13 protein-coding genes are annotated in these 16642 nt (G+C 40.7%); 6 read left to right on the forward strand and 7 right to left on the reverse strand.

The features are described from left to right. The first annotated feature begins 3 nt into the window (after positions 1 to 3). The 6 genes from ACINWC743_RS22850 (at position 4) to ACINWC743_RS22875 (ending at position 4238) form a co-directional block, all read left to right on the forward strand. On the forward strand, positions 4 to 369 hold the full coding sequence (locus tag ACINWC743_RS22850; RefSeq protein ID WP_004825361.1) for a Na+/H+ antiporter subunit C: 366 nt from the start codon (positions 4 to 6) through the stop codon (positions 367 to 369). After that, positions 369 to 2168 carry a monovalent cation/H+ antiporter subunit D gene (locus ACINWC743_RS22855; protein ID WP_009587203.1) on the forward strand — a complete coding sequence of 600 codons (1800 nt, stop codon included), beginning with the start codon at positions 369 to 371 and terminating at the stop codon, positions 2166 to 2168. The genes ACINWC743_RS22850 and ACINWC743_RS22855 overlap by 1 nt, the downstream gene beginning before the upstream one ends. Then, a complete protein-coding gene (locus ACINWC743_RS22860; protein ID WP_005034327.1) occupies positions 2169 to 2690 on the forward strand; it encodes a Na+/H+ antiporter subunit E in 522 nt (173 codons plus the stop codon). After that, entirely contained in the window at positions 2687 to 2962 is a 276-nt protein-coding gene (locus ACINWC743_RS22865; RefSeq protein ID WP_004825367.1) for a monovalent cation/H+ antiporter subunit F, read from the forward strand. The genes ACINWC743_RS22860 and ACINWC743_RS22865 overlap by 4 nt, the downstream gene beginning before the upstream one ends. 23 nt (positions 2963 to 2985) lie before the next feature. Beyond that, positions 2986 to 3366: a Na+/H+ antiporter subunit G gene (locus ACINWC743_RS22870; RefSeq protein ID WP_034707997.1), complete on the forward strand. Its 381-nt coding sequence runs from the start codon at positions 2986 to 2988 to the stop codon at positions 3364 to 3366. A gap of 245 nt (positions 3367 to 3611) precedes the next feature. Beyond that, positions 3612 to 4238, forward strand: coding sequence for a riboflavin synthase (locus tag ACINWC743_RS22875; RefSeq protein ID WP_004825370.1), 627 nt, complete (start codon positions 3612 to 3614; stop codon positions 4236 to 4238). A gap of 45 nt (positions 4239 to 4283) precedes the next feature. On the opposite strand, the gene ACINWC743_RS22880 is transcribed toward ACINWC743_RS22875, so the two are convergent. The 7 genes from ACINWC743_RS22880 to pilQ all read right to left on the reverse strand — a co-directional run bounded on the left by ACINWC743_RS22880 (position 4284) and on the right by pilQ (position 16639). Further along, the gene (locus ACINWC743_RS22880; protein WP_009587165.1) at positions 4284 to 5174 is read right to left on the reverse strand and encodes a metal-dependent hydrolase; all 891 of its coding nucleotides are present in this window, start codon (positions 5172 to 5174) and stop codon (positions 4284 to 4286) included. 300 nt (positions 5175 to 5474) lie between these two features. Beyond that, entirely contained in the window at positions 5475 to 6896 is a 1422-nt protein-coding gene (locus ACINWC743_RS22885) for an FAD-dependent oxidoreductase (RefSeq protein ID WP_004825375.1), read from the reverse strand. Between the two features lie 89 nt (positions 6897 to 6985). Beyond that, positions 6986 to 11461, reverse strand: a complete 4476-nt coding sequence (gltB, locus tag ACINWC743_RS22890; RefSeq protein WP_009587183.1) for a glutamate synthase large subunit — start codon at positions 11459 to 11461, stop codon at positions 6986 to 6988. 423 nt (positions 11462 to 11884) lie between these two features. Continuing rightward, positions 11885 to 12754, reverse strand: coding sequence for a hypothetical protein (locus tag ACINWC743_RS22895; protein ID WP_009587186.1), 870 nt, complete (start codon positions 12752 to 12754; stop codon positions 11885 to 11887). A gap of 18 nt (positions 12755 to 12772) precedes the next feature. Beyond that, entirely contained in the window at positions 12773 to 13852 is a 1080-nt protein-coding gene (gene aroB, locus ACINWC743_RS22900; RefSeq protein ID WP_004825381.1) for a 3-dehydroquinate synthase, read from the reverse strand. Positions 13853 to 13888: 36 nt separating this feature from the next. Continuing rightward, positions 13889 to 14431, reverse strand: coding sequence for a shikimate kinase AroK (aroK, locus tag ACINWC743_RS25045; protein WP_004825383.1), 543 nt, complete (start codon positions 14429 to 14431; stop codon positions 13889 to 13891). A gap of 36 nt (positions 14432 to 14467) precedes the next feature. Then, complete coding sequence (gene pilQ, locus ACINWC743_RS22910; protein ID WP_009587196.1) at positions 14468 to 16639, reverse strand: type IV pilus secretin PilQ; 2172 nt, start codon at positions 16637 to 16639, stop codon at positions 14468 to 14470. Positions 16640 to 16642 lie beyond the last annotated feature (3 nt).

The following is a 16642-nucleotide window of genomic DNA, read 5'->3' on the forward strand; positions in this document are numbered from 1 at the left end:
TGCATGATCAGTTTAGAATTTTTAATTGCATCTGCGATTGGATTATTGGTTGCCTCTGGTATTTACCTTATTCTTCGAGCTCGTACCTTTCCTGTTGTACTTGGATTGGCAATGATTGGCTATGCCGTGAATATTTTTCTATTCGCAATGGGAAGAATACAAATCAGCTCACCTGCCATTCTCATTCAGGCAACAAAAGTCACTGATCCTTTACCACAAGCGTTGGTACTCACAGCAATTGTGATTGGCTTTGCGACCACAGCTTTTATTGTGCAATTGGCATTGCGTAGCCGATATGAATCGGGTACTGACCATGTCGATGCAAAAGAGGAACCAAGTAGTTTTGACCCACGCGAGGATGAGCCGTAATGAGCAGCTTTTTAGATTTTTGGTATGCTCACTCTCCGATTATGAGTGTGTTGATTCCAGCATTTACTGGTTTCTTACTCATTTTACTGGGCAATCCTGGTTCTGGGGCTTTAAAACATGATTGGCGGCAGCCTTGGCGTCGTGGTCTGAGTTTAGTTTCTATTGTTCTCGGACTTGCGACAGCTATTGCTTATCTGCTTCAAGCCAATACTGGAAAAATATTTGTTTATCAATTGGCTGAATGGTCCGCACCATTTGGTATTGTCTTGGTGCTTGATCGTTTATCCGCATTAATGTTGGTGCTTACCTACGCGCTTGCAACCCCAATTTTATGGTTTGCCAGTAAGGAATGGGATGAGCGTGGTCGCTACTTCCATGCGATGTTCCATCTATTGCTGATGGGATTAAGTGGTGCATTTTTAACAGGCGATTTATTCAACCTCTTCGTGTTCTTTGAAATATTGTTAATGGCATCTTATGTATTGCTATTACATGGTCAAGGCAAAGCACGTTTTCAACTTGGTATACATTACGTCACGATTAACTTACTTGCTTCTGCCCTGTTCTTGATTGGATTAGGGATGATTTATGGCAGTGTGGGCAGTTTAAATATGGCAGATGTAGGACGATTGTTACCGACTTTAGACAACGATCAACATCGACTTGCCGTAGCGGGTGGTTTACTGCTGTTCGTGGTCTTTGGAATTAAGGCAGCCATGTTACCTGTCGGTTTTTGGCTACCAAAAACTTATGCTGTCGCAACAACACCTGTTGCTGCCATTTTTACGATTATGACCAAAGTCGGTGTGTATGCGATTTTACGCGTTAATGGCACAGTATTTAATGATGCTTTAGCTGCGCATTTTCTTCAAACATGGTTACTGCCGATTGGTTTGTTGACTTCACTTTATGGGGTCATTGGAGCGCTGGCTGCAGAGCGTTTGCGTCGTTTCGTCGGCTTTATGATACTGTCTTCGATTGGCACAATCTTAGTTGCTATTGCAATGCTGAATACACAAGCATGGTCGGCAGGTTTATATTACCTTGTGCATAGTACTGTGATTGCAGCATCGTTCTACTTAGTGTGTGGCTGGATTACTTCACAACGTGGTGCAATGAAAGATCATCTCAAAGTTGCGCCTAAAATGAAGCAAGACAAAGTATTGGCAATGACATTCTTTGTGATTGCATTGATGATGGCTGGCTTACCACCATTTAGTGGCTTTTTAGGCAAGGTTTTGATTTTGCAAGCCACTGCAAATATGGCAGCGCAAGGCTGGATTATTGCGGTGATTTTAATCGTCAGCCTATTGAGTATTATTGCTTTTACCCGCGTCGGATTCATTCTGTTTTGGCGTGCAACTGCACCTGAAAATAATCCTAAAGAAGAGGCTTATGCTGCTTATCAAGCTTTGCCAAATCAAGCACCGCCACGCAACGATAAAACGATTTATCTGCTATTGGCAGGTTTAATTACCTATGTCGTCTGTGCCGCACCGATTTTAAATTATGTTGAAAAAACAGCAGTACAAATTACTGATGCCTCTTTGTATCAACATGGTATTTTAAAAACTGATGAACAAGGACAAACCATTAGTGTCCAACCGTTCGATCCAAACTATGTTCCTGAAACCAAATACAATGGTGAAATGGTCGATCCAAACGCGCGTTATATTCCTTATATTATTAGCCCAGATACGCTACAAGGTGAACATATCTCCGAGTATAAGCAACGTCAAATCAAAGGACAGGAACAGCAGCATACGGAAAATAATCAACTGAAGCCAATGGAGCAATAAATGCAAAATCAATCATTATTGACCCGTATAGTGCCACATCCCTTTGTATCGGTGATTGTGGCAATGAGTTGGCTGATGCTGAATCATAGCGCTGAAAGTTTTGACATTGTGGTTGCAATCGCTCTAGGCTTGATTATTCCCAAATTGATCCAACCCTTTATTGTTTGCACCCCGAATATTCATTGGAAAAGTGCAATTCAATTATTCTTTGTAGTGCTATGGGACATTATCATCAGTAATATTAAAGTCGCAAAACAGGTTTTGGGACCCACAAAAAATCTCCAACCGAAGTGGTTTCGGATTCCTTTAGACACTGATCATGAACACGTCAATACCCTGTTGGCAATGATTATTACCACGACCCCCGGAACTGTCAGTGCGGGGATAGATCAAGAGCGTGGTGACATTTTGGTTCATGCCTTAAGTTGTGATGATGTGGATGCTGAAATCCAAGCGATTAAAGCACGCTATGAAGTCCCGTTAATCGAGATATTTGACCTTCAACAAGGAGAACGCTCATGAGTATCCTGCCTTATGCGTTAGGCATCTGCCTCGTTGCTGTCACGCTCTCTATGTTGCTGTGTTTAATCCGTTTGGTGATGGGACCTTCGATTGTAGATCGCTTATTGGCACTAGATACCTTGTTTTTAAATGCGACCTGCTTAATCGTTATTTTGGGGATTTACTGGGCTAGCACATCAATGTTTGAAGGCGCACTTTTGGTTGCCATGCTTGGTTTTGTTTCAACTGCAGCGCTGGCTCGTTATTTTACAACGGGTCATGTCATTGATTAAGGAGGGCGATCATGGAAAATAATATGCAACTCATCATGGAAATTATCGTTTCATTCTTCCTCATCATTGGTGCATTTTTTACTTTGGTGGGTGGTATCGGGATGGTCAAACTGCCTGACTTATTTATGCGACTTCATGCACCCACAAAATCCAGTACTTTAGGTTTAGGTAGCTTTTTACTTGCAGGTATGATTTATGCCGCATTCAATAGTCGCTTAGGTTTTGCAGAACTGCTCATTACCTTATTGGCTTTTATTACAGCACCTGTATCTGCAAACTTAATTGCGCAAGCCGCAATCCATTTACGACTCCGTTCTACCTCTGGCGATGTTCCTGAAGCAATCAATCGCCCTTTACCTTGGCAACGTCAGAAAATCATCAAACAATTTAAGGATGATATTTAATCCACCTTGAGCTTAAAAGCAGTGTTAAAGATTCAGTTTTAACACTGCCTCATACCGCGCCTTAACACAAGAACTCTCAGTAAATGAAGTCACATTTCAAGATAATTGACTTAATATTAACAAGGCAATACTAAGCCTTCTAAAATAAGAAATTAGAACACCATTCCACATAAATTTAAAATTCAACGCTATGCCAATGCAGTGAAACATGTACAATAAAATCAGCTTAATAAATGAGATTGAGTATGTATACTGGCATTGTTCAAGGCTTAGAAAAAGTGGTCAATATCCGACATAGTGATCACTTTACAACCCTTTATATTTCCAATGAAAATCACTTTTTCGACGATATATTTATTGGAGCAAGTGTTGCAATTGATGGAACATGCTTAACCGCAACAGGTTATGATACCGTGTTACATACGGTGTCATTTGATGTCTCAGCACTCACCACATCGCTGACCACACTACAATTTTTAAACATTGGCGATCAAGTCAATATCGAAAGGTCGATTAAAGCTGGAATGGAAAATGGTGGACACAATCTTTATGGACATATTGAAGGTATGGCAACCATTAAAGATGTTATCCATACAGGTGAGACTGTACATATTGATCTTGTCATCCCTGATGAAAATATCAAATACTTCTTTAAAAAAGGTTTTATTGGGCTGCAAGGTTGTAGTCTAACAGTCAATCGAGTTGATCGACAAAGTAATGAAATATCCGTGGATTTAATTCCAGAAACCTTAAGATTGACCACCTTTAAACATGTCCAAATCGGTGGAAAACTCAATTATGAAATCGACCAAATGACCCGTACAATGGTGGATACTTTAGAAAGTATCCATCAACGTCTCAATGAAAAATAAAAAAAGCCAATATAAATCATTGGCTTTTCAAGTGCGAATCAATCCTTAACTATACAGCGGTGGATGAACTTCTTCTTGGAAACTTTCCATTCCATAATCATCCGCCAACTTTTCCTTCCAATAAGCAACAATCTTTGAATAATCAATTTCATCTGGATGAAAATCAGATTTGTAATAAGACAAATATTCTGGAATCAATGAAATCAGCATCTTAGAAATCATATAAATTCCAAAAATATTTTGTGGTACTTTCGGCAAACTTTTTTTCCAGTCTTGCATAAACAAACGTGTTGCAGAATAGAACGTTAAACTTGCAAAACCCGTGGTCACATTGCGCATGACTGTACGACGAGTACGATCATCCTTATAAATCGCCTGATATACATCAAAAGCCACTGAACGATGCTCGATTTCCTCAATGGCATGCCATACCCAAAGTTTGACCGCATCATCATCCAATGTACTTAAAACTTCAGGATGTCGCAAAATATAGCCTCCCAACAAGGCAGTAAAGTGTTCAAAAGCAGCGGTGACTGCAAGCTGTAATTTTGGATGTACACTTTTTATAAATGCATCGCGGCGCGCTAACCATGCTTGAAAACTATCGAGGTTATAATCATCACGACGCCATGCATCATTGAATTCTGTATGTGCTTTGGAATGCATCGCTTCTTGCCCAATGAATGCAGCGATTTGTGCCTGTAATTTTTCATCTGTAATTTTGTCACGCACATTGCGGACACTATGCACAAAGAATTGCTCACCAATTGGAAAAGTCGAAGATAATGCCGTGAGTAAGTGTGACATCACGGGTGAATTCGCAAAAAAATGTCTACGAATGGCTTTAGGGTTAAAGCTTGGTTTACGGACTTTAATACCAATAGCTTTAGGACGATTTAGATATGATTTTTCTGCCGTCACTTGAACTGTTGACATCGAGCTAATCCTACATTTGTCTGAATTTAACCTATATTGGCACAATCTCAATATTTGTATATTGCAGAATCATTCATCAAGTAGCAAAAATGCTCACTATGTCAAAAAAGCCAGATAAACATTGATAAAAACCTTTTTGAAATATGGGATAAAAATTTAAAAATCAATAAATTAGGATAAAAATAAAGCTTTTATAATGATTTATATTTTGTCACTAAAACCTACAAAGTTCCGACAAAAACAAAGCCTGCGATGACGCAGGCTTTGGAAATGGGTCTTTGAATGTTGAGCGTTTAAAAATCAAACATCAAGGTAATCCAAAATACCTTCCGCTGCTTCACGACCTTCCCAGATTGCGGTCACAACCAAGTCAGAACCACGAACCATATCACCACCTGCAAAGATTTTTGGGTTAGAGGTTTGGAATTTAAATTCTTGCTTTTCAGCAGCAAGTACTCGACCAGAACCATCTAAATCTATGTTTGCGCCTGCAAACCAATCCGCTGGAGAAGTACGGAAACCAAAAGCAAGCAATACAGCATCTGCTGGTAAAACTTCTTCAGAACCCGGAATCGGTTCAGGGCTACGACGACCACGGCTATCTGGCTGGCTGAGTTGAGTCGTTACAAATTTAACACCTGTCACTTTACCATTTTCGCCTACGATTTCAATCGGTTGACGATTGAATTGGAATTCCACACCTTCCTCACGCGCATTCTTCACTTCACGGCGAGAACCTGGCATGTTTTCTTCATCACGACGGTAAGCACAAGTGACCGTTTCAGCACCTTGACGGATTGAAGTACGGTTACAGTCCATCGCAGTATCACCACCGCCAAGAACGATGACTTTTTTGCCCTGAACGCTGATGTATTCAGATGGATCTTTTTCCCAGCCTTGTGTACGATTTACATTGGCGATCAAGAAATCCAGCGCATCATAAACGCCATCAAAATCTTCACCTGCAAAGCCGCCTTTCATGTAGGTATATGTTCCCATACCCATGAATACAGCGTCATAGTCTGCAAGTAATTGGTCAATGGTGATGTCTGTACCAATTTCAGTATTCAAGCGGAATTCAACGCCCATACCAGTGAAGATCTCACGGCGGCGTTTCATTACATCCTTTTCCATTTTGAATTCTGGAATACCAAATGTAAGTAGACCACCGATTTCAGGACGTTTATCAAAAACAACAGGTTTTACCCCATTACGTACCAAAATATCTGCACAACCTAAACCGGCTGGACCTGCACCAATAATTGCAACTTTTTTGTCGGTCCATTTTACTGAGGACATATCTGGACGCCAGCCTAAAGCAAAGGCAGTATCGTTGATATATTTTTCCGCATTACCAATGGTTACAGCACCAAAACCATCGTTTAAGGTACAAGCACCCTCACATAAACGATCTTGTGGGCAAACACGACCACAGACTTCAGGCAATGTATTGGTTTGATGGCAAAGCTCTGCAGCTTGGAAAATACGCCCTTCTGCAATCAGCTTTAACCAGTTTGGAATATAGTTATGTACAGGACATTTCCATTCACAATACGGGTTACCACAGCCTAAACAACGGTGGGTTTGGTTTGCTGCCACTTCCGCTGTAAAAGGTTTATAAATTTCCACAAACTCTGCTTTGCGGACATTAATATCTTTTTTCTCTGGATCTTGGCGTGCTACATCCAGAAATTGAAAGTCATTATTTAGGCGCTCTGCCATGTCTCTCTCCGTGGGTGAGCGTGGATAACTTTTTCACTTGTGTATATCTGTAAAGTTATCCACACCTACCTAAAATATGAGTAGTGGAATTATTGTGGATCTGCTTGAGTTGTCTTCAAAAGCGTTTGCAAATTAGCAGCTTTTGGTTTCACTAGCCAGAATTTACGGCTATAGAAATCAAACTCGTTGCGGATCTTGTACGCCCAAGCACTACCTGTTTCAGCAATATGTTCATCTAAGATGCGAAGTAAGAATTCTTGATGTTCTTCCATCGCTTCTGTAGAAATACGGTTTAACTCAATTAATTCGTGGTTGTAGTAATCAACGAAGTCATTGTCCAAGTCAAGTACATAAGCAAAACCACCAGTCATACCTGCGCCAAAGTTGTGACCAACTTTGCCGAGCACAGTCACGATACCGCCAGTCATATATTCACAGCAATGGTCGCCAGCGCCTTCGATAACAGCAAATGCGCCAGAGTTACGTACAGCGAAACGCTCACCTGCTGTACCTGCTGCAAATAATTTACCACCTGTCGCACCATACAAACATGTATTACCAATAATTGCTGTTTCTTGGGTTTGGAATGGTGAACCTTTTGGTGGGAAGATCGAAACTCGACCACCTGCCATACCTTTACCAACATAATCGTTTGCATCACCTTCAAGGCTAATATGCAAACCACCCGCATTCCAAACACCCAATGATTGTCCTGCTGTACCGGTTAAATTCACTTTAACTGGGTGTGCTTCCATACCCAAGTTACCATAACGTTTTGCGATTTCACCAGACAAACGCGCACCAATCGAACGGTCACAGTTACCCACAGTGAAATGGAACGCACCACCAGTACTTGCTTCAATTGCAGGTAACATTTCAGCCACCATTTTCTCAGCAAGGATACCTTTATCAAACGGCTCGTTGCCTTGCACTTGGCAATATTGTGCTTTCCCTTCCGCAGATGGATGAGATTCTAACAATGCACTCAGGTCTAAGTGCGCATGTTTTTCTGTTTCACCTGGCAACATTTCCAACAGATCAGTACGACCAATCAAGTCTTTTAATGATGCTACACCGAGTGCTGCCAACCATTCACGAGTTTCTTCCGCAATAAAGTGGAAGAAATTAATCAGCATTTCTGGCTCGCCAATATAATGCTCTTGACGTAAATGATCTTGTTGCGTTGCAACACCTGTTGCACAGTTGTTCAAGTGACAAATACGCAGGTATTTACAACCTAAAGCGATCATTGGTGTTGAACCAAAACCGAAGCTTTCCGCACCTAAAATTGCTGCTTTTACAACATCAAGACCCGTTTTCAAACCGCCATCTGTTTGTACACGAACTTTGCCACGTAAATCATTGACACGAAGTGCTTGATGCGCTTCAGAAAGACCCAATTCCCATGGTGAACCTGCATGATGAATTGAAGATAATGGCGAAGCAGCTGTACCACCGTCATAGCCCGAAATAGTAATGAAGTCAGCGTATGCCTTAGCCACACCAGCAGCAATCGTACCTACGCCAGGCTCTGAAACCAGTTTCACCGAAACCATCGCTTGAGGGTTGACTTGTTTTAAGTCAAAAATCAATTGTGATAAATCTTCGATTGAATAAATATCATGATGTGGTGGTGGAGAAATCAAGGTCACACCAGGCACAGAGTAACGTAAACGGGCAATTAGACCATTCACTTTACCACCAGGTAACTGACCACCTTCGCCCGGTTTCGCACCTTGGGCTACTTTAATCTGTAAAACTTCAGCCGATGTTAAATATGCAGGTGTTACACCAAAACGACCAGAAGCAATCTGCTTAATTTTAGAGTTACGGATCGTGCCATAACGTGCAGGGTCTTCACCGCCCTCACCAGAGTTTGAACGACCGCCAATAGTGTTCATTGCAATTGCAATCGCTTCATGCGCTTCAGGAGATAAAGCACCTAAAGACATACCTGCTGAGTCAAAACGTGGCAAAATTTCTTCAACTGACTCGACGGCTTCTAAAGGAATAGAATGCTCAGTTTTCAGTTTTAATAAGTCACGAATTGTAGCAATTGGACGTGTATTCACTAACTCAGCATATTCTTTAAAGTCAGCATAGTTTCCAGAACGTACTGCTTTATGCAAAGCATTGATTACGTCTGGATTGAATGCGTGATATTCCTTATCAAATACAAATTTGAGTAAGCCACCTTGGTCAATCGGTTTACGCGATTTCCAAGCTGTTTCCGCTAATTTTTTCTGATCATTTTCAAGATCAGTGAATGTTGCACCTTTAATACGGCTTGGTACACCCGTGAAACACTTATTCACGACTTCATCAGACAAACCAACGGCTTCAAACAGCTGACCACCACGGTAAGATGCAACTGTAGAAATTCCCATCTTAGACAAAACTTTGAGTAAGCCTTTCTCAATGCCTTTACGGAAATTTGCCTGTGCATGGATTGGATCGCCCAATAACTCACCTTTTGCAATCAAGTCATTGATTACATCATATGCAAGATATGGGTAGATCGCCGTAGCACCGAAACCTAAGATCACCGCAAATTGATGTGGATCGCGTGCTAAAGCAGTTTCAACAATAATGTTGGCATCGGTACGCAAACCTGCATTAATCAGGAAATGATGGATTGCACCTGTTACCATAGCAGAATTGGCAGGCAGATAACCCTGACGGATTTTCTTGTCTGAAATTACCAATAAAGTTTTGCCATCACGAATCGCCTGTGCAGATTCTTCACAGATTCTGCTGATCGCAGCTTCAAGACCTTCCGTTTCAGGATAGTTCAAATCAATATCTGCAATTTCATAACCTTTACGACCCAAGGTACGAATCTGATGCATTTTAGAGTTTGACAAGACAGGGCTTGAAATAATCAAGCGATCTGCATGTTCAGGACCTTGTTCAAATACATTTTGCTCACGCCCCATACATGTTTCTAACGACATCACGATAGATTCACGCAGTGGGTCAATAGGTGGATTGGTGACTTGGGCAAATTGCTGACGGAAGTAATCCGTGACATGGCGAACCTGACGTGACAACACAGCCATAGGAGTGTCATCTCCCATAGAACCCACAGCTTCCTGACCGCTTTCCGCAATTGGACGTAATAGTTGGTCACGCTCTTCAAAGGTCACCATAAACATTTTTTGCGCTGCTTTTAGGTCATCGCCTTTTAAGCCTTGATCGCATAAATATTCTTCAAGTTCTGGGCTACCTTGCACACGAACTGAGTTTTCACGTAACCATTCACGATATGGACGCATTTTTTTCAGATGATTACTGACATCTTTAGTATCCAGCATTTTGCCTGTGAATGTATCAATCACAAGAATTTGCCCCGGACCTACACGACCTTTGGATACCACATCTTCAGGTTCATAGCCCCATACACCAATTTCTGATGCCAATGTAATATAGCCATTTTTAGTGATCACCCAACGCGCAGGACGTAATCCATTACGGTCAAGCATACAAATCGCATGGCGACCATCTTGAATCACTAGACCTGCAGGGCCATCCCATGCTTCCATATGCTTTGAGTTGAACTCATAAAATGCACGTAAATCCGCATCTAAAGTTTCAACGTTTTGCCAAGCAGGTGGTACCAACATGCGCAATGCACGGAATAAGTCCATACCACCGCCAACAAGAAGCTCAAGCATGTTGTCCATACTTGACGAATCTGAGCCTGTCCGATTTACAATCGGATTAAGCTCTGTGATCCCTGGCAATAAAGGATTTTCGAACTTTGGTGTACGTGCTACAGCCCAGTTACGGTTTGCTGTAATGGTATTGATTTCACCATTATGTGCCAAATAACGGAAAGGCTGTGCCAATGGCCAACGAGGCAAAGTATTGGTAGAGAAACGTTGATGGAAAACAACGATATGTGAATCCAAACGTTCATCAGCAAGATCTGTGTAGAATTCTGCAATATATGCAGGCATCATCAAACCTTTATAGCTGATTACAGTAGAGCACAATGTAGTGACATAGAAATACGGGTCAGCAGTCAGCTGTTGTTCAGCACGACGACGTGCCATAAGTAACTTACGGTTAAACTCAACCTCAGTTACGCCCATTGGGCAGTTGACAAAAATTTGTTCGAACGCAGGCAAAGACTGCATTGCAATTGAACCCAATGCATCATTATTTGTGGGAATAACACGCCAGCCAATCACACGACAACCTTCATCCTCAATTTCTTTAGTGAGAATCTTTTTCGCATGCGCTGCAAGAGCAGGATCTAAGTTTAAGAATACTGTACCGACTGCAAATACTTCACTCAGTGTAATGTCACTAATTTTCTTTGCTTCTTCACGAAAAAATGCTTTCGGCATAGCCAAGAGTAAACCACAACCATCACCGGTCTTACCATCTGCGGCAATACCACCTCGGTGTGTCATACAACTTAGACTATGAATCGCGGTCTTGACTAAATCATGACTCGCATCACCCTGCATATGGGCAATCAAGCCGAAACCACAGTTATCTTTAAACTCATCCGGTTGGTATAAACCTTGAGCGGGAGCTACAGTATTAGGCGATGGCATGTGCATAGCGTACCCTTCTTTCTACATAGGCCCATGAGGGCGAAAAACATTCAAACACTCAATTACGATTTTTAAGTATTTTCGTATACCAAGTAAACACTTAGTCTAAATCGAATACCAGTCCGTTTTTTACTTTAATTGCAAAATTGTTTTACAGCTTTCGCACTGAAATAAAGCACCAATCATGACTTAAAATCGCACACCAACTAAATCATTTCGCTCCAAAATAGGGACAATCAACTCAATTAGCGCAACAATAAAGCAAAAAATATGCCAGTTTTTATTTTTGTTCACCAAATCGCTAAAATACAGTGAAATAAAGATATTGATTAAAATTAGCTGTTTCTTATAAATACATTTTTAGCACCATTTTTGTGCAAATTATAAATCTCACGATCTATTTTGCTTCATTTTAGCGCTCATTTAATTAAATGGATCACTCACTTCATGCTCTATAGGTTTCTTTTCAGTTGCAGCGCCACTCGATTCTTTTGTCCCTGAGGATGTTTGAGTGGTTGAATTTGATTTTTGCACATCAACAACCTTGCCCGAGGCATCACGACGAGTAATTGTGGTCTTGGTGGTTTCATTGTTTGCACCAGAAGAATTGGTCAATGATGATAAAGCTGATTTGGCTTGAGCCAATACAGTTTCATCGACCACTGGCAACGGGGCTGACTTCAATTTAACTTCATAAAGTTTATTGGCGCTTGCCATTTCATCTGCGCCTAAATCATTCACCAAAGCGCTATACTTCTCAAATTGAATTGATTGAGGATGTATCGATGCAGGCAATTTGAGGTTTAACTGTTGTAATTGCGCTTTCGCCTGATCATCCGTTTTAAATAATCCATAAGCTAAAACATACTGTTCTGTTTGATTTTCGCCACTTAAACGGAAATAGATAAAATTTTTACGATCGGCTTGTTTTTGTAAAAAACTTTGAATGACATCTTCATTTGAAGCTTTGAACAATTCGATTGTCCATGCTTTTTTATTCTCTTGAAAAAACTTTGTTCCACGAAATTCAGCATCGTGATTACCTGCAGTCACCACACGAGTGGTCATTTCAAGTGGACGCACCTCATCCATTAAAGCGCCCAAATGTGCAGTAGCCGCCACTTTTTCTGGTTGAATCTGGACTTGGGTCTCTTCAATCGGATTTTCTACAGTGACCAATTCTTTAGTATCTGTGACTGCCCAAAAAATCACGGCAATCACCAGACACAGCAATCCACCAACCAACCAAATATATTGTCGAATATTTTGCCAATTTGTACGAATTGCTGCCATTTGAACACGAACCTTTTTCTATATTTGATTTGCTAAAATCGCTTGTTTCATCAACTCAACGTCAAAATCATTGGTAATGACAGCTTGCCCGAGTTGTTTCATCAATATTAAACGAAGTTGACCATTTAACACTTTCTTATCATGCGACATATAAGCCAAAAATTCATCTAATGGAATTTGTGGACATGCTACAGGTAATTGCGCACGTTGTATGATTTTTTTTGTACGCACTAAATCATCAAATGAAATCCAGCCCATACGATGAGATAAATCCGCAGCCATCACCATGCCCGTTGCAACCGCTTCTCCATGCAACCACACCCCATAACCGAGATAAGACTCAATGGCATGACCAAAAGTATGCCCTAAATTTAACAGCGCACGCTCACCTTGTTCTTTTTCATCATTGGCCACAATGCGGGCTTTATGTGCACAAGAACGATAGACGGCTTCTGCCAATAACTCGGGATCTTGAGCAACTAAACCATCCATATGTGCTTCTAGCCAAGTGAGAAATTCCACATCTCCCAACAGCGCATACTTAATGACTTCAGCCAAACCTGCTGAAAGTTCCCGTGCAGGTAGGGTTTTAAGTTGTGCCATATCAGCCAGAACCACTTGAGGCTGCTGAAATGCACCAATCATATTTTTACCGAGTGGGTGGTTAATTCCTGTTTTTCCACCGACACTTGAATCCACTTGGGACAACAGTGTGGTTGGCACTTGAATAAAATAAACACCGCGCTGAAAACAGGCTGATGCAAAACCAGCCATATCCCCAATTACACCGCCACCCAAAGCCAAAACCGTACAATCACGGTTAAAACCAGCCTCAAGTAAAGCATCAAAAATCAAGTTGAGATGTTCAATATTCTTATATTTTTCACCATCTGGTAGGACACATGTTGCAACTTGCTTACCCAATTGTTGAATCGCTTCAACATAATGCGATAAATATAAAGGCTGAACAGTACTATTGGTCACCACCATCACTTGACGACCTTTAATATAAGGTTCAAGTAACTCTTGAGGATTTAAATGACTTCCAATAAAAATTGGATAGCGACGTTCACCCAGTTCAACATGTAAAGTTTGCATGATCCTGCCAAATAACAATGAATAAGAATTTACCGATTAAACAATTTCTTTTGAAACAATCAACTGCAATATTTTCAGCGCCAAGTCTCGTGCAGCCCCCTGATTGGTTTCAATAATATAATGTGCAACATCTCGATACAATGGATCACGAATTTTAAGCAGATCTCTTAATTTTTTTTCAGGATTTTCCACTTGCAACAAGGGACGATTTTTATCTCGATGTGTACGCAATAATTGAATTTCTACAGGTGTATATAAATAAATCACAATACCCCTATGCTTGAGATATTCACGATTCATGGCTTGCGTTACAGCCCCACCGCCTGTCGCAACAACTAAATTCTTTTTGGAGGTTAAATCATCAATGACGATGGTTTCTCTAGTACGGAAACCTTGTTCACCCTCTTTTTCAAAAATCCAAGGAATGGATGCACCTGTTTTTCTTTCTATTTCATGATCGCTATCTAAAAAATCACGACCTAACAGTTCCGCAAGATGCCGACCGACTGTTGTTTTTCCCGCTCCCATTGGCCCTACCAAATAAATATTTGGCAGGGTTTCAAACTCTTTGCTTGGCAAGGAGTCACCTATCGAATTGCTTTCATTGAAACTATATTAATGATTTCTCGTACGACTGTCATTAACAATTCTTGGTGTCACAAAGATTAGCAGTTCACGTTTATTATCAGATTTTAGATCTTTACGGAATAAACGCCCAAGATAAGGTATATCTCCTAAGAATGGTACTTTAGTTTGGCTGCTTTTAGTTTCTTGCTCAAAAATCCCACCCAAAACTACAGTTTCACCATTATCCACCAAGACATTGGTATTAACCTCATTCTTATTCAGAATAATTTCTCCATTAGGTGCTGTGCCTGCTGGTGAGTCGCTGGTAATATTAAGCTGCATTTGCACTTTACCATCAGGGGTAATGCTAGGTGTTACATCCAGACTTAATAATGCATCTTTAAATGATGTGGTTGCTGTTGCTGCACCACCAGCAGTTTGTGTTGTTTGATAAGGAATTTGTTGACCTGATGAAACTTTGGCTTTTTGTTTATCAGCAGTCATCACTTTAGGTGTTGAAATGACTTCACCATACCCATCAGATTGCAAAGCAGATAACTCCAAGTCCAACATAAAATCAGACATACTGATTAAACCAAAAGCTATTTTACTCGCACCCGTTGTTGTAACACCAAGGTCTACATTCAAGTTATCAGGTCGTGTAATGGTATATTTACCATCATCATCTGGCGTTCTTAAATCCCATAGGGTTTGATCACTCCCTCCCACCAAAAGGTCATTATTTTTGTTAATCCCCTGAGATAGAATTCCCCATTTCACGCCCATTTCTTTGGTAAAATCTGTTGTAGCACGTACAATTCGCGCTTCAACCATGACTTGCTTAATAGAAACATCAAGCAAGTCAATCATCTTACGAATTTTATCAATATTATTCGCAGTATCATTGATGATTAAAGTATTTGTTCGTGTATCAGCTACTGCACTGCCTCTTAAACTTAAAAGACTTTCCAATGCTAAAGATTCTGTATTAGTGGTTCGATTTGCTTCTGCCCCTTTCGGATTTCGAGAGTCTTCCAGTAATTTCAAAACATCTGCCACTTTGGTGTAATTCAGCTGAATATATTCAGTTTGAATAGGTGCTAATTTTACACTTTGCGCTAATGCCTTTGCTTCATCCTCTTCCGCTTTAATTAACTCAGTTACAGGCGCAATCCAAATCACACTCCCATTACGGCGTTTATCCAAATTCTTTGTTTTTAGGATAATGTCTAAAGCTTGATCCCAAGGCACATCTTTCAAACGCAGGGTGATATTGCCTTGTACCGAATCAGCAGCCACCATATTGATGCCAGTAAAGTCTGCCAATAACTGCAACACTCGACGGACTTCAATATCTTGGAAATCTAGCGATATTTTCTTGCCTGTATAAGATTGGCTTGAACTTGGGCGAGCCACCTTATTTTCTGCAGGTCGTTTCAAGCTGACTGTTAATTTATTTTCAGCTTGGAAAGCCATATATTCATAGCTACCCGATGATTGAATGGTGATGACACCATTGGAACCCTCGTTATAAGCGTCTACGCTAGAGACAGGTGTTGCAAAATCATTGACATTTAAACGACGCAATAAATGTGTAGGAATTTTATTTCCCAATGTTCGAATAACGACCTTACTACCTTGCTGCTGAACATCCACTGGGGTATTTGCACCCGAAAGACTCACAATTACTTGTCCTTCGCCAGTATTTCCACGTTGGAAGCCAATATCAGCAATCCCTTGATTTTGCTTATTGACCGTCGGAGATACATAACTTGGTAAGCTCGGTGCTTGATTGGCATTATTAATTTTTAAAATAAAAGTATTGCCTTCTACACGTGTTGTAAAAGCGCCACTATTTTTTAAATTTACTGTTAACCGAGAACGTTGATCATCTGCAGCGACATCGACTGTTGAAGCTTCCTCACTCGCTACGGGAATAGATGCTTGGCTAATATTTTGTTTAGCATTGTCAAAGTCCAATACTAAACGAGATGGATTATCCAATTGATAGGCTTGAGGCTGCGGAGGAAGACCATTAAACATGACACGAATTTCTGTCCCTTGCCCCGGTATTTTCATCGGAACAATGTTGGTCATCGTGGTTTGTGCTGCTGCAACTTGTGTAATTGCAATTGCGACCGTCGCCATAGTAAATTGACGAAGTTGACTATTCATAAACTTACCATCCCCAATCAAGATATTTTTCAAACTCTTTTTCATTTT

This window comes from Acinetobacter sp. WC-743, from assembly GCF_000335555.1.
GTDB lineage: Bacteria > Pseudomonadota > Gammaproteobacteria > Pseudomonadales > Moraxellaceae > Acinetobacter > Acinetobacter bereziniae.

Coding starts and splice junctions, on each gene's coding strand:
- ACINWC743_RS22850 (WP_004825361.1), top strand. CDS start 4: ATGATCAGTTTAGAATTTTTAATTGCATCTGCGATTGGATTATTGGTT.
- ACINWC743_RS22855 (WP_009587203.1), top strand. CDS start 369: ATGAGCAGCTTTTTAGATTTTTGGTATGCTCACTCTCCGATTATGAGT.
- ACINWC743_RS22860 (WP_005034327.1), top strand. CDS start 2,169: ATGCAAAATCAATCATTATTGACCCGTATAGTGCCACATCCCTTTGTA.
- ACINWC743_RS22865 (WP_004825367.1), top strand. CDS start 2,687: ATGAGTATCCTGCCTTATGCGTTAGGCATCTGCCTCGTTGCTGTCACG.
- ACINWC743_RS22870 (WP_034707997.1), top strand. CDS start 2,986: ATGCAACTCATCATGGAAATTATCGTTTCATTCTTCCTCATCATTGGT.
- ACINWC743_RS22875 (WP_004825370.1), top strand. CDS start 3,612: ATGTATACTGGCATTGTTCAAGGCTTAGAAAAAGTGGTCAATATCCGA.
- ACINWC743_RS22880 (WP_009587165.1), bottom strand. CDS start 5,174: ATGTCAACAGTTCAAGTGACGGCAGAAAAATCATATCTAAATCGTCCT.
- ACINWC743_RS22885 (WP_004825375.1), bottom strand. CDS start 6,896: ATGGCAGAGCGCCTAAATAATGACTTTCAATTTCTGGATGTAGCACGC.
- gltB (WP_009587183.1), bottom strand. CDS start 11,461: ATGCCATCGCCTAATACTGTAGCTCCCGCTCAAGGTTTATACCAACCG.
- ACINWC743_RS22895 (WP_009587186.1), bottom strand. CDS start 12,754: ATGGCAGCAATTCGTACAAATTGGCAAAATATTCGACAATATATTTGG.
- aroB (WP_004825381.1), bottom strand. CDS start 13,852: ATGCAAACTTTACATGTTGAACTGGGTGAACGTCGCTATCCAATTTTT.
- pilQ (WP_009587196.1), bottom strand. CDS start 16,639: ATGAAAAAGAGTTTGAAAAATATCTTGATTGGGGATGGTAAGTTTATG.